The organism is Carnobacterium sp., from assembly GCF_040274945.1.
In the GTDB taxonomy this organism is placed as follows: Bacteria; Bacillota; Bacilli; order Lactobacillales; family Carnobacteriaceae; genus Carnobacterium_B.
Genome location: NZ_JBEMAR010000012.1, coordinates 33,585 through 47,314 on the forward strand (window position 1 = coordinate 33,585; position 13,730 = coordinate 47,314).

At 36.3% G+C, this 13,730-nt stretch carries 12 protein-coding genes, 1 riboswitch and 1 other annotated feature; of the genes, 7 read left to right on the top strand and 5 right to left on the bottom strand.

The genetic code is table 11. The annotated features are described in order from the left end of the window. Positions 1-57 precede the first annotated feature (57 nt). Both ABS916_RS12005 and arfA read right to left on the bottom strand, forming a co-directional pair. Positions 58-1,395: an ABC transporter substrate-binding protein gene (locus ABS916_RS12005; protein WP_350452127.1), complete on the bottom strand. Its 1,338-nt coding sequence runs from the start codon at positions 1,393-1,395 to the stop codon at positions 58-60. Positions 1,396-1,410: 15 nt separating this feature from the next. Further along, positions 1,411-2,907: an arabinosylfuranosidase ArfA gene (gene arfA / locus ABS916_RS12010; protein ID WP_350452128.1), complete on the bottom strand. Its 1,497-nt coding sequence runs from the start codon at positions 2,905-2,907 to the stop codon at positions 1,411-1,413. Between the two features lie 255 nt (positions 2,908-3,162). Here arfA and ABS916_RS12015 point away from each other — a divergent pair, with 255 nt between their 5' ends. Next, complete coding sequence (locus ABS916_RS12015; protein ID WP_350452129.1) at positions 3,163-4,065, top strand: ArsR/SmtB family transcription factor; 903 nt, start codon at positions 3,163-3,165, stop codon at positions 4,063-4,065. 102 nt (positions 4,066-4,167) lie between these two features. Here the strand turns inward: ABS916_RS12015 and thmT are convergent, their stop codons facing one another. Then, positions 4,168-4,347 (bottom strand): 2-hydroxymuconate tautomerase, encoded by a 180-nt coding sequence (gene thmT, locus ABS916_RS12020; RefSeq protein ID WP_035021281.1) that lies wholly within the window; start codon positions 4,345-4,347, stop codon positions 4,168-4,170. Positions 4,348-4,511: 164 nt separating this feature from the next. Between thmT and ABS916_RS12025 the strand changes: the two genes are divergently transcribed. Continuing rightward, entirely contained in the window at positions 4,512-4,952 is a 441-nt protein-coding gene (locus ABS916_RS12025) for an organic hydroperoxide resistance protein (RefSeq protein ID WP_350452130.1), read from the top strand. A 57-nt stretch (positions 4,953-5,009) separates the two neighbouring features. Here ABS916_RS12025 and ABS916_RS12030 read toward each other — a convergent pair whose 3' ends face one another. After that, positions 5,010-5,477 (bottom strand): NUDIX hydrolase, encoded by a 468-nt coding sequence (locus tag ABS916_RS12030; protein WP_350452172.1) that lies wholly within the window; start codon positions 5,475-5,477, stop codon positions 5,010-5,012. A gap of 118 nt (positions 5,478-5,595) precedes the next feature. After that, entirely contained in the window at positions 5,596-6,111 is a 516-nt protein-coding gene (locus tag ABS916_RS12035) for a folate family ECF transporter S component (protein WP_350452131.1), read from the bottom strand. Positions 6,112-6,152: 41 nt separating this feature from the next. Then, a riboswitch (THF riboswitch) is annotated at positions 6,153-6,255 on the bottom strand. 512 nt (positions 6,256-6,767) lie between these two features. Continuing rightward, positions 6,768-7,023, top strand: a binding site (T-box leader). A gap of 56 nt (positions 7,024-7,079) precedes the next feature. On the opposite strand from ABS916_RS12035, the gene ABS916_RS12040 reads away from it, so the two are divergent. From ABS916_RS12040 to ABS916_RS12060, 5 genes are all read left to right on the top strand, one after another. Then, on the top strand, positions 7,080-8,153 hold the full coding sequence (locus ABS916_RS12040; protein WP_350452132.1) for a methionine ABC transporter ATP-binding protein: 1,074 nt from the start codon (positions 7,080-7,082) through the stop codon (positions 8,151-8,153). 13 nt (positions 8,154-8,166) lie between these two features. After that, positions 8,167-8,847, top strand: a complete 681-nt coding sequence (locus ABS916_RS12045; RefSeq protein ID WP_350452133.1) for a methionine ABC transporter permease — start codon at positions 8,167-8,169, stop codon at positions 8,845-8,847. 21 nt (positions 8,848-8,868) lie between these two features. After that, on the top strand, positions 8,869-9,693 hold the full coding sequence (locus ABS916_RS12050) for a MetQ/NlpA family ABC transporter substrate-binding protein (RefSeq protein WP_350452134.1): 825 nt from the start codon (positions 8,869-8,871) through the stop codon (positions 9,691-9,693). Between the two features lie 48 nt (positions 9,694-9,741). Continuing rightward, positions 9,742-10,941 carry an amidohydrolase gene (locus ABS916_RS12055; RefSeq protein WP_350452135.1) on the top strand — a complete coding sequence of 400 codons (1,200 nt, stop codon included), beginning with the start codon at positions 9,742-9,744 and terminating at the stop codon, positions 10,939-10,941. Positions 10,942-11,153: 212 nt separating this feature from the next. Beyond that, positions 11,154-13,703, top strand: a complete 2,550-nt coding sequence (locus tag ABS916_RS12060) for a vitamin B12-dependent ribonucleotide reductase (RefSeq protein WP_350452136.1) — start codon at positions 11,154-11,156, stop codon at positions 13,701-13,703. The last annotated feature ends 27 nt before the right edge of the window (positions 13,704-13,730 follow it).

A 13,730-nucleotide genomic window follows, 5' to 3' on the forward strand; every position in this document is an offset into this window, starting at 1 on the left:
AAACAAAAGGCATCCAACCTTTATTGGAAGATGCCTTTTTTTATTTATTTGAACGTATTATTTCATTGACTTTTCATGTTGTTCAATTGATTCGTCTAACATACTTTGCATTTTAGGTTGGACTTTTTTCACGTAATCTGCGGCAGTTTCTTTACCATCAAGTACTGGCTGAATGTTAATGAAGAATTCATCATACCATTGAGAAGTATATGTTTCAGCTGCTGGTAAATTTTGACCATAGTCTTGTACAATATCTAAAAATTCTTGTTTATTACTTGGGGAAGTTTCAGTGTTAGCAGCCCACTCTTCAGACATATCAATTAAATTAGGAACTTGAATATTTGCATCAATCAACTGTTGTTGTCCTTCAACTGAAGTAGAAAGATACGTTGCTAGCTCTACGGCTTCCTCAGGATATTCTGTAGCATCAGACACACCAATTCCTAAAGAACCAATGTAAGTTCCTGATTCTCCTGTACTTCCTGTAGGCCATGGCATTAAGTCATATTCAAAATCTAAATCATTATACGTGCTCATATCCCATGGACCAACTGGAAAGAATGCTAGTTCCCCATTCATCCATCTTTGATAAGTATCTAATGTCTCTGCTTGAGAAGTTGAAGGAGTCAAGCCATGTTCATTTGTCATATCTGCAAAAAATTGTAGTGCTTCAGCAAATTCTGGAGTATCTACCGTAACTTTTGTATTATCTTCATTTAACCATTCTCCATCATTACCCCATACAAAAGAATGGAGTGACCAGTTAGCATTAAAACCGGTGGCCCATTGATCCAACTCACCATCACCATCTTTATCTAATGTTAACGCTTGTCCTGTTTCAACAAATTCGTTCCATGTGTAAGGTTCGTCAACATCAGGAAGTTCGATTCCATTTTCTTCAAACATTGTTTTATTGTATCCTAAAGCAAAAGGGCCTACATCTTTAGGTAAACCATAAAGTTGCCCTTGACCAACGACATTTCCATCATAACGGTAACTGTTCAGACCATATTCCCAAATATTGTCTAAATCTACTTCTTGATTTTCAACTTCGTCGGTTATATCCATTAAAATACCATTATCTACATAGGCCATTACATTTCCTTGTTCTACATAAAACACATCTGGAACATCACGTCCTGAAATTGTAGCTTGTAGTTTAGTTGCATATTGATCGGCATCTGTAACGATCATTTCGACTTCGACTCCTGGATTATCCTTTTCAAAAGAATCAATTGCAGCAGTATAAGCTGCCTTTTCATCTTCTCCACCTCTAAACATAAATGTTAAGTTTTTTGTGTCTGAATTTTCTTCACCAGAAGAAGGACTACACGCTGTTAAAGTAAATAGAGTTGCAATTGTTAAAGAACTTATGATTGCTTTCTTTAGTGTCATTACAAAAACCTCCGATTATTTTATTTTTATTCTAATTACATTCCAAGATAGCGGTTTCAATTCTGTTTTTAAAAAGTTAGTATGTAGCTCTATTGAATTTCCTTTACTTAAATTAACCTTTTCTTTTTCTTGATTTGTTTCTTTAACATCGTATCCGGACATCTGAGTAGTTTCAACAATCTCTTCCATTTCAAATCCTTCAACATTTATTGAAAAGTCTAAATGTTCATTTTTAGAACGATTTACAGCAAAAATAATTATTTCTTTTTTATGCTCATCATACGTTGCGATACTTTCAAGAAACGGAACTGCATCAAAATCTTTAGTAGCATAAGTATCACTCTTAGTTTCAGGTTCTAAAACAACACCTCTGCCAAAATTTGAGACCTGCATAAATGGGTAAAAAATAGTTTGCTTCCAAACCTCCCCTTCTTTATTTGTCATAATTGGTGCAATTACATTAACCAATTGAGCTAAACAAGCAATTTTAACTCTATCAGCATTTTTTAATAAGGTAATAAGCAGACACCCAATAAGTAAAGCGTCTTCAAAATTATAAATATCTTCTAATAAAGGAGGCGCTACTTGCCAAGGCTTGATTTCTTTATCTTGTTCATTAGAATGATACCAAACATTCCATTCATCAAAAGAAAGATTAATTTTTTTATCGCTTCCCTTTTTAGATTTAATGGCATCACACATCGCCACTACACCTTTTATAAAATGATCCATATCTAACGATTGAGCTAAGTAATTTTCCAGATCATTTTCTGGATTTCCATAGTAGCAATGAAGTGATAGATAATCTACGTGCTCATAAGCATGTTCCAGAACAGTCATTTCCCAAGAACCAAAAGTTGGCATCTTACTTGTCGAACTTCCACACACAACTAATTCAATACTATCATCTACTAGCTTCATAGCTTTTGCTGTTTCTTCAGCTAAGCGCCCATATTCATCAGCTGTTTTATGCCCGATTTGCCATGGTCCATCCATTTCATTTCCAAGACTCCATGTCTTAATTCCAAACGGTTTTTCGGTTCCATTTTTCTTTCTTAGATCACTCCAATAGGTCCCTCCTTCAAAATTACAATATTCAAGTAAGTTTCTTGCTTCGTCGATTCCTCTAGTACCTAAGTTTACTGCCATATTTACTTCGGCATTAGCTTCTTTAGACCACTCCATAAATTCATGAAGTCCAACTTCGTTTGTTTCTATCGTTCGCCATGCTAAATCTAATCTTCGAGGTCTTTCTTCTACAGGTCCAATTCCGTCTTCCCAGTTATACCCAGAAACAAAGTTACCACCTGGATACCGAATTAGAGGGACATTTAATTCTTTAATCAAACTCAATACATCTTTCCGAAATCCTTTTTCATTCGCACTCGGATGTTTTGGTTCATAAATCCCTTCATAAACAGCTCTTCCCATATGCTCGATGAAGGATCCATATAAACGCGGATCAATCTCTGAAATAATTTTATTTCTGCTTATTGCTAAAGATGATTTCATTTTTTTACTCCTTACTAGTTTTTCTACTATGTTATATTGTAAAACTATCTTCTAGAATTAGTTTATAAACATAATATAAACATAAATGTAATCGCTGTCAATAGTTTTATAGTTAATTGTTTTGTTTTTATTTTATATATAATTAACTAATTAGTTAATCCTTATCTCTAAAAAAGAATTGACAATAACTTGATTAGCCATTACACTAATATCAAATTAAAAAATCAAGACATCCATTAACTTAGGAGTGATTATATGCAAATAGATATCTCTAAAGCCTCATTACCTGTTTATGAAGCTTTAGCCAGTCCTGTGAGACTCAACATTATTCAATTACTTTCTAAAAATAAAATGAATATTAAAGAAATTGCTGGGGCTACTGGTTTAAGTAGTGCTGTGATAACAAAGCATATCAAAAAATTAGAAGCATCGGGCTTAATTAAAACCGAACGAGTTCCTGGAAAATCAGGATCACAAAAAATTTCGATATTAAAAGTTGATCACATAGAGGTTCTCTTTCCTAAAAAAATTTATCCTTCTTTTGAAACAAGAGAGACTACTATTCCAGTAGGACAATACACAGACTATTCGGTTTCTCCTACTTGTGGTCTAGCTACTGTCAAAGATTTTATTGGTGAAGTTGATGAACCAAAATTTTTTATGGATTCAAAAAGAATGGATGCTCAAATTCTTTGGTTTACTGAAGGTTATGTAGAATATAAAACACCCAATTTCTTAAATGAAGAGGAAAAGTTAGAACAACTTGAGATCAGTATGGAAATTTCGTCAGAGTTTCCATTCTCAAATGATGTGTGGCCATCTGATATTACGTTTAGTTTAAACGATATCGAATTAGGGACTTGGACTAGCCCTGGTGACTTTTCAGATACCAGAGGTAAACTAAACCCTGAATGGTATCCTTCTAAATTAAATCAATATGGATTACTAAAAACAATACGAATTACTTCTCATGGAACATATATGGATGGCGAGACTTTATCAGATTTTACAATTCAAGATATTAATACAAAAAGTGAGATTTGGAGTTTACGTATTGAAGTAAAGAAAGATGCCGAAAATTTAGGTGGAGCTACTTTATTTGGAGAACATTTCGGAAACCACCCGCAAGATATAAAATTTAAGATGTACTATTCTTAAACTAAAAAAATCCCATCTTACTAAAGTATAAGTAAGATGGGATTTTTTTATGAAGACTTTGAATATAAACCTATTTCAATAACTTTTTTCTCTTTTTTAATATTAACCCAGTAATTTCCCACCAACAGCATAGTTCGTTTTTTTCATGTCTTCTATAATAACATGAACTCGATCTTCTGTTGCTCCAGTATTCTTTACTACTGCTTGCGTAATGTCTTTAACTAGACCTGCTTTTTGTTCTGCAGTCCGACCTTCAACTAATTCAACATGTACAAATGGCATAAAAACACTCTCCTTCCCATGTATTCTTCTCTCAATTTTAGCGATACACTTTTTACTTTTCAACTAGTTTTTTATTTTTAGCAGCCCCAAACAGATTATTAGAGTTTTATGCTCACTATTAGTATACTTGGTACGTACGATAATTAGAGAGGAGAATTACAAATATGGCAGATTCAAAATTAATGTATCAAACTACAGCAATTAATACTGGTGGACGAAATGGAGAAAGCCATTTACCAGATAAATCATTTTCTGTACGTGTTTCTACTCCAAAAGATATGGGCGGTCCTGGACAAGGAAGTAACCCAGAACAATTATTCGCACTAGGCTACAGCGCGTGTTTCAATTCGGCTTTAGAGCATATGATGAAAGAAGAAAAAGTCTCTGGGAAAAGCCAAGTTACCGCAACTGTAGAATTGCATTCAGATCCTACTGACGGTGGATTTAAACTTGCAGTAAAATTAGATGTTGGAATTGAAGGTCAAGATGAAGCAACTACTAAAGAATTAGCAGAAAAAGCTCATGCTTTTTGTCCTTACTCAAAAGCTACGAGTGGCAATATCGACGTAACCGTCACTGCTGTTGATTACGAAGCAGATAAATAATAGTCTATTGTTTATTGGGAAGTGAGACTTTTGTCTCACTTCCCTTTTGTGTGTTTATCATTCTATTGATTGACTCATCTCTACATACGTTTTTTCAAATTGTTGTACAGCCCATTTATGGCTACCTCTTTTTAATTTAGTTAACGCTTCAGAAATAGTCATCCATTCTAATTGATTGAAATCCTCTAGTGGATCACAGATGGATTTCCATGACTTAATCGTATAAAAATATGCAGGATTATGATAATGCTGCTTACGATGTTTAGAATAATAGTAATCCTCAGCTTCACCGATAAATTCCCCAAGCTCTATTTCAAAACCTAATTCTTCCATAGATTCTCGTTTTGCCGTTTCTTCATGCGTTTCATTCGCTTCAATTTCTCCTCCTGGCAGTAAAAAAGAACCATTCGGTGGTGAAACAAGTAAAATTTGTTTCCTATCTTGGTCAAAAATCACAAAGTGTACACCAACACGCGTGCGATAAATTTGATTCTCAATCTTCATACCAAACGTTTTTACTACCATTCCACATTCCTCACCCTCATCAAAATCTAATCTCATTATATTCTATATACGAAAAAAAGACAGCTCAAATTTGAACTGTCTTTTGATTGGATGTTGTGGATTGTTTCTATATTAAATCTTAGTCAATTCCGATTGCTTTTCGCAAAGTCTTATTTTGAACAACAAAGTATAGCAACATGATATTAACCGGTGCTAAAATAAGGTTTTGCACTACTCGTGTCGGGAAAATTACTAGAATAGCTTTATCTAGCATTATGGTTAACCAAATTGTATTCAATCCTAAATTCACAAAAACAGTAACCAACAGAATCGCGAGAATGATTCTCTTTAATGATTTTGGTTTCTTGTAAAGAATCAGACCATAAATCATTCCTCCGATAAATGCAGATAAGACAAATCCCGGGAAAAATACTCCCCCACCAAACAAGATGGTACCGACTATATCTGTGATAGCTGAAGCCGTTCCAGCTATCCAAGGGCCATACAGCATACCAACAATAGCTATTGGCAAAAAACCAAAACCAATGCGGACTATTGGTGTTTCAATTGAAATAAATTGGGTCAATACAATTTCTAATGCCATTAATAACCCAATTTTAGAAATACTTCTTGCATCGTACTTGTTCTCACTCATTTTGAAGATCTCCTTTGAAGAGCTCCACACATAAAATCTTATGCAGCGAATGCAAAAACAAAACCGCAAATTGTCTAAACAATTTTTCGTCCGTGGGCAACATCCCATCCCTACGACACTTAACGCTTTGTCTCCTACTCTGATATATTGCCTAACCTATTCAGTAGATATTTTAGGCAAATCCACTATAGCACATTCTATCTGTTTGGGATAGTAGCGAATACCACTAGTTAAACTAAATTCTTTTAAAAGAGATTTAGTTATTGACAATTATTTTTTTCTTCTGTATATTAAGAACAAGTTAAATATATGATAAAAAGATGATAAAACACTATGAAAAGAAGAGTACGTTTGTACCTGTCTATTTTAGAGAACCCAGTAAGTTGCTGAAAATGGGTTAGTCAGATTAAACCGAAGATGGTCTTTGAGTGGAGTTAGCGAAGCACTTTTAAATGTGTCAGCTTTCTACGGGCACACCCGTTACAGTGTCACAGTATAAAAAGGCAATATAGTCTGACGTACTGGATAAGGTAAGTATAGCAATATACTTATAAATTAAGGTGGTAACACGAAGCAGATAACTGACTTTCGTCCTTACAAAGAAACGGATTCGTTCGTTTCTTTGTAAGGACTTTTTTATTTTTACAACTACATAATTAAACGCAATGAAGAGAAAAGTATTTTTACAGAATGCACTAACAGAGAGCCTGAATGCTGAGAACAGGTTTGCAGGAGTAAAAAGAAAATGGCCTCCGAGTGGGATACCAAGTGTTTTAAACATTAGGCTATCATGGGCGCACCCATTACAGTGCTAAAGTATCAGAAGTTTTCTTCTCGTACTTGATAAGGAGTTGTTTGTGAGAACAACTCAAATAAAGGTGGTAACACGACGGTAAAGCGTTCGTCCTTTAATCTACAGCAGTAGGTTAATGGGCGAATGCTTTTTTCTATTTTAAGGAGGAATATAGATGATCACACTAAACAATGTCAGCGTTACGTTTGAAGGCAAAGAAACAAGTATAAAAGCAGTAGAAAATGTTCAGTTAACGATTGGAAAAGGAGATGTTTTTGGAATTGTCGGCTATAGCGGTGCCGGAAAAAGCACTTTAGTTCGTACTATCAACCTTCTTCAACGTCCGTCAGAAGGATCAGTAATTGTTTCAGATCAAGATTTATTAAGTTTAAAACCAAAGCAATTACGAGCTGCGCGCAAGAAAATCGGAATGATTTTTCAACATTTCAACCTAATGGGCTCTCGTACGATTGCTGAAAATGTTGCTTACCCTTTAAGAAAATCGGGCTTAACTAAATCACAAATCAAAGAAAAAGTTGCCGAGTTATTACAACTGGTAGGGTTAACCGATAAAAGTTCCGCGTACCCTTCTCAATTATCTGGTGGACAAAAACAACGTGTAGCTATTGCACGTTCTTTAGCCAACGATCCTGAAGTCTTATTATGTGATGAAGCTACCAGTGCCTTAGATCCAAAAACAACTCTTTCGATTTTAGAATTGTTGAAGGAGTTGAACAAAAAATTAGCACTGACAATCGTCATCATCACACACGAGATGCAGGTTGTAAAAGAAATTTGCAACAAAGTAGCTGTTATGGAAAATGGTCATGTTGTTGAAGAAGGCGATTTGGTTTCTATTTTTACTGAACCTAAAGAAAGGATCACAAAAGAGTTTATCAATACTTCAACTCATGTTGATCAAGCGCTAGAAAACATTTTAAAACACCCTACTTTACTCGATTTGCAGACTAATGATGTCTTGGCTAACATTTCTTACGTTGGTGCGAGTACGAGTGACCCACTAATAGCAACACTGACTACTCGTTTTGGAATTACCACCAATATTTTATTTGGGAATGTCGAAATTTTACAAGAAACGCCTGTCGGTAATCTGATTGTTGTCTTAAGTGGCGAACCAGGGCGCAGAGACAAAGCATTAGCCTATCTAAAGTCAAAAAATGTAAAAGTAACCCTGATCCACCATCACCAACAAGTTATCCCAATAAAAAAAGAACACTATATTGTTTAAGGAGTGAACGACTATGACTGAATTTCTTACAACCTATTTTGAAAATGTTATTCCATTAAAAGATGAAATTATTGAAAGTACTTTACAAACATTGTACATGGTAACTGTTACAGGATTGATTGCAGGTATCCTTGGTTTAATTTTAGGCGTTATTCTTGTTGTAACAGATCGTGGTGGCATTTTAGAAAGACCGCGCCTTTACGGTTTACTCGATCAAATCGTTAATCTCTTTCGTTCTTTGCCATTCATTATTATGATGGCTCTAGTTGTTCCCTTTACCCGTTTTCTTGTTGATACATCAATTGGAACAACCGCGGCTATTGTCCCTTTGGTCATTGGAACTGTGCCTTTCTTTGCAAGACAAATTCAAAATGCTCTTCTAGAAGTTGATCCTGGCGTTATAGAGGCTGCAGAATCTATGGGTTCCAGCCCTTTAGAAATCATTTTTCGTGTGTATTTAAAAGAAGGTCTGACAGCCATTATTCGTGTCTCTTCAGTAACCATTATTAACTTGATTGGTTTAACAGCCATGGCTGGAGCCATTGGAGGCGGCGGGTTAGGAAATTTAGCCATCTCTCGAGGGTACAATCGTTTCCAGAACGATGTGACATTAGTCGCAACTGTTATTATTTTACTGATTGTTTTTATTAGTCAATTTATAGGAAATACGTTAGTTAAAAAAACGAGTCACTAGATGACATTGGAGGAAAATAACATGAAAAGATTAAAAAAAGGATTTTTAGGATTAACATTGGCATTAGGACTTCTGGTAACAACAGCTTGTGGAACGGATGCGACTTCAGATGCTAAAGCATCTGAACCCATTAAAATTGGAGTAGTTGGTGAAGTGAATGAAGTTTGGGATTTTGTGAAAGAAAAATTAGCCGCAGACGGCGTTGAGATTGAATTAATTAAATTTACGGATTACGCTACACCAAATGTCGCTCTTGCTGAAGGAGAATTAGATTTAAACTCGTTTCAAACGAAAATTTTTATGGATTCATTTAATGAAGACCATGGAGAAAATTTAGTCGCTATAGCTGATACGGTTATCGCTCCTCTTGGTATTTATTCATCATCGATTAAAGACGTATCTGAAATAAAAGAAAATGATGTGATTGCTATTCCAAATGATGTATCTAACGAAGGAAGAGCTTTACTATTACTTCAAACAGCCGGTTTAATTGAAGTTGATCCTGCAAAAAAACAAATCCCTGTAGTCGAAGATATTACTTCCAACCCCTTGAATTTAACATTTGAAACATTGGACTCTTCTCAAACTGCTCGTGCTTTAGAAGATGTGACTGCTTCCGTTATTAATAGCGGAATGGCCGTTGATGCCGGCTTCATTCCAACCGAGGATGCGGTTTTCTTAGAGCCAGTTACTGAATCATCTGATCCTTATTACAATGCAATTGTTTCAAGAGAAGAAGATAAAGATAATGAAGTGTTCCAAAAAATTATAGAAGCTTATCAAGCAGAAGATACAAAAGAAGTCATCGCAGAAACATCAAAAGGTTCTTCTATTCCAGTTTGGTAATTAGATGCAAATAGAAAGTGTCAACTAAATTAGAGAGGATGATCATTAATGTCAACACTACTTACTCAATCTACAATACACGAAGAAGTTCAACAAGGAGCTCAAGAGGTTATTGCATTGCGTCGTTATCTTCACCAACATCCTGAACCAAGCTTAAAAGAATATGAAACGATTAAATTCATCAAAAATCAATTAGATAAATTAGAAATCCCTTACGAATCTGTTGGTGAAACAGGAGCTATCGGAATAATAAATGGCCAGAAAGGACCTGGAAAAACCATTCTTTTAAGAGCTGATATTGATGCTCTTGAATTAGAAGACGCAAAAGATAAACCCTACAAGTCACTTAATGAAGGCTTACATCATGCTTGCGGTCATGATGGCCATACCTCAGCTTTATTAGGGGCCGCAAAAATTTTAAAAAATCACGAAGCAGATTTTGCAGGCACTATCAAATTAGCTTTCCAACAAGCTGAAGAAATCGGCGCTGGTGCAAGACAATTTGTATCTGGCGGGTTTGTTCACAATGTCGATCAAGTTTTTGGTATCCATGTCGACTCTTCTATTGAAACTGGAAAAATCGTTTCTACTGCTGGTCCAACGAATGCATCTTGTGATATTTTTAAAATTAAAGTGACTGGCGAAAGTGGGCATGCTGCTAGACCAGATTTAGGAAGAGATGCTTTACTGACTGCTGCTGCTATTACTGTCGAATTACAAAGCATTGTTGCTCGCGAAGTTAGTCCCTTAGATAATGTCGTAGTTGCTGTAGGCGTATTAAATGCCGGAACTCGTTACAATATTATTGCCAATGAAGCTTCTCTTGAAGGAACAGTTCGTACTTTCAGCCACACAACACGTCAATTTGTCTTAGAGGCTGTTGAACGTGTGGCACGAGATGTGGCAACAGCCCATCGTACTACAGTTGAATTTGAAAATTACGATGCGGCTGCTCCACTTATCAACCACCAAACTGCGGCAAGTCGTGCAGCTCGTGTTGGATCTGACATTGTAGGCGCAAAAAATGTTATTCAAGATAATCCAAAAAGCTTAGGAGCAGATGATTTCGCTGACTTTTTGGCTGTTGCGGAAGGCGTTTATGCTCGTGTTGGAACAAAAGACCCTTCTAATCCGGAGACGTGGTATGGACATCACCACGAAAATTTTGATATTGATGAACGCGGATTAGCTATCGCTACAGAATTACATGTCAACTATGCACTTGATTTTTTAAATGGCGAACAGTAACGTCAACTATTTTTTAAATTTATTTTTTGAAAAAGTTTTGTAAAAGATTGAAGCGAGTTGTTTTCGCTTCAATCTTTTTACTTTTCATGATTTTTCATTCTCTTTTTTAATGCAAAAACACTACATATAGTGTAATATAAGAAACGTATAACGACATATAGTATTTTCGTTTCTATCTATTGATTTACATACATTATTAAGGAGTGATACCCATGATTGCAAATACCTTTACAAATATGCACCTAAACATCGACAAATTAAATGAGGCTATACAAGCTTTCCCACAAGTCCATCCAATAACGGATGATATGAGTTTAACCTATAAAGGTGTTTCCCGTTTAGTTATGTTAGATCGTTATTCATTTAAAGACATTTCTAAGTCTACTCTTTCTATCGGAGACTTAGTTGTTTTAACGATTAAAGCTGACCCTCAATACCCTACAAGAGGCACTGGATTTGTTACAAGCATCAACTATTCTAACCACACTGCTTCAATTTTAATTGATGAGGAATTCCGAGGATCCATTGAAGAGGAGCATGAACAAAAAACAGGGCTGATCACTTGCAGCTTAGATGTGATTGAAAAACCACTTGAAATCTTTTACGAACAAATTGCAAAACGAAACGCAACAGGTTTAGCGGCTATCGAATCAACTCCCGAGAAAAGAAAGGATGCTTACACTGCTTTTTATGAAGAACTAAAGAATTTGAATTTTGTTCCGGCAGGTCGCGTTTTATATGGCGCGGGCTCGGAAACTGACGTCACTTACTTCAATTGTTATGTGATGCCCTTTGTCCCTGACTCACGCGAAGGTATTTCAGATCATCGAAAACAAGTAATGGAAATCATGAGCCGTGGCGGCGGCGTTGGAACAAACGGTTCTACACTTCGCCCACGTCATACGCTAGCACGTGGGGTGAATGGCAAATCCTCAGGAGCTGTTTCTTGGTTAGATGACATCGCTAAGTTGACTCATTTGGTGGAACAAGGAGGCAGTCGTCGCGGAGCTCAAATGATTATGTTAGCTGATTGGCATCCAGATATTCTTGAATTCATTATTTCAAAAATGCAAAACCCTCGTATTCTACGTTATTTGATTGAAAATACAACAGACGATCAAATAAAGAAATTAGCTACCGATAAGTTACAGTTCACACCTTTTACTGAACGTGAAATCGCTATGTATCAAAGCATTTTAAATTATAAAAATGTACCTGGTTATGGTGGATTTGATGCAACTTTAATAAAAGAAGCGGCGGCTAAATTAAACGAAGGCGGCACATACAGTGTACACGATCCAGACTTTTTATCTGGAGCAAATATTTCAGTTTGTCTAACAACTGATTTTATGGAGGCTGTTGAAAAAGACGCAGACTACCCTCTTCGCTTCCCTGCCGTCGAAACATACAGCTCAAAGGAAATGGAAGAATACAATGCTCATTGGTCAGAAGTTGGCGATGTCCGTGAATGGGAAGCTTCAGGGCATCGTGTTCATACGTATCGAACCATCCCTGCTCGTGAATTATGGAAACTCATTACTATTTGTGCGACTTACGCTGCTGAACCTGGCATTTTCTTTATCGATAATGCAAATCAGATGACGAATGCTTCTGCTTATGGTCAAAAAGTCGTTGCTACAAATCCGTGTGGCGAACAGCCTCTTGCTCCTTATTCTGTTTGTAATTTAGCAGCTGTCAATCTAGCTGAAATGGCCAATAAGAAATCTGGAACAATTGACTTTGATAAATTAAAGCAAACCGTTCAAGTCGGTGTACGTATGCAAGATAACGTGATTGATGCCACTCCTTACTTCTTAGCAGAAAACGAAAAACAAGCTTTAGGTGAACGCCGTGTTGGTTTAGGCATTATGGGGCTCGCTGACTTATTGATTTACTGTGGCGCAGAATACGGCTCTCAAGAAGGAAATCAGTTAGTAGATAAGCTATTTGAAGTTATTGCGGTTTCTGCCTATGAGGCTTCTATCGAGTTAGCAAAAGAACGAGGCAGCTTTCCATTTCTAATTGGAAAAACTGAAGCAGAGACCACTAGTCTAAGGGAAAAGTTCCTTCAATCTGGTTATATGAAGAAAATGCCAAAACATATCCATGAAGGGATTATGAGACATGGGATACGCAATTCACATTTATTAACGGTCGCTCCAACAGGTTCGACAGGTACCATGGTTGGTGTTTCCACTGGTCTTGAACCCTACTATTCTTTCAGTTATTTTAGAAGCGGACGCTTGGGTAAATTTATCGAAGTAAAGGCTGATATCGTTCAAGAATACCTAGATCATCATCCCGAAACGGATCCTGAACGGTTGCCTAAACAATTTGTTTCTGCAATGAGCCTAAAACCGGAAGCTCATGTTGATGTTCAATGTACAATTCAACGATGGATTGACAGTTCTATTTCTAAAACAGTCAATGCTCCTAGAGGGTATACAGTGGAACAAGTTCAGTCCATTTATGAGCGTCTTTATAAAGGCGGAGCAAAAGGCGGCACAGTTTATGTAGATGGTAGCCGTGATACACAAGTCTTGACCTTAAAAGCTGAAGAAACAATATGGGATGAAGAAACCAAAGAAGATTTGTCACCCTCAGCACAAAAAACGGTTCAAGTCGCTCCTATTAGCGAAGAAAACAAGTATGGAAATGAAGTTGGAGATACTTGTCCCATCTGTCGACAAGGAACAGTAGAAGATTTAGGCGGTTGCAATACTTGTACTAACTGCAATGCTCAATTAAAATGTGGCCTGTAAATAAAAAGATGGAGCTGGGAAATTGTC

Bases quoted from the DNA above. Each gene is read 5' to 3' on its own strand.
- arfA (WP_350452128.1), bottom strand. From the start codon at position 2,907: ATGAAATCATCTTTAGCAATAAGCAGAAATAAAATTATTTCAGAGATT.
- ABS916_RS12060 (WP_350452136.1), top strand. From the start codon at position 11,154: ATGATTGCAAATACCTTTACAAATATGCACCTAAACATCGACAAATTA.
- thmT (WP_035021281.1), bottom strand. From the start codon at position 4,347: ATGCCATTTGTACATGTTGAATTAGTTGAAGGTCGGACTGCAGAACAA.
- ABS916_RS12040 (WP_350452132.1), top strand. From the start codon at position 7,080: ATGATCACACTAAACAATGTCAGCGTTACGTTTGAAGGCAAAGAAACA.
- ABS916_RS12005 (WP_350452127.1), bottom strand. From the start codon at position 1,395: ATGACACTAAAGAAAGCAATCATAAGTTCTTTAACAATTGCAACTCTA.
- ABS916_RS12035 (WP_350452131.1), bottom strand. From the start codon at position 6,111: ATGAGTGAGAACAAGTACGATGCAAGAAGTATTTCTAAAATTGGGTTA.
- ABS916_RS12015 (WP_350452129.1), top strand. From the start codon at position 3,163: ATGCAAATAGATATCTCTAAAGCCTCATTACCTGTTTATGAAGCTTTA.
- ABS916_RS12030 (WP_350452172.1), bottom strand. From the start codon at position 5,477: ATGGTAGTAAAAACGTTTGGTATGAAGATTGAGAATCAAATTTATCGC.
- ABS916_RS12025 (WP_350452130.1), top strand. From the start codon at position 4,512: ATGGCAGATTCAAAATTAATGTATCAAACTACAGCAATTAATACTGGT.
- ABS916_RS12045 (WP_350452133.1), top strand. From the start codon at position 8,167: ATGACTGAATTTCTTACAACCTATTTTGAAAATGTTATTCCATTAAAA.
- ABS916_RS12055 (WP_350452135.1), top strand. From the start codon at position 9,742: ATGTCAACACTACTTACTCAATCTACAATACACGAAGAAGTTCAACAA.
- ABS916_RS12050 (WP_350452134.1), top strand. From the start codon at position 8,869: ATGAAAAGATTAAAAAAAGGATTTTTAGGATTAACATTGGCATTAGGA.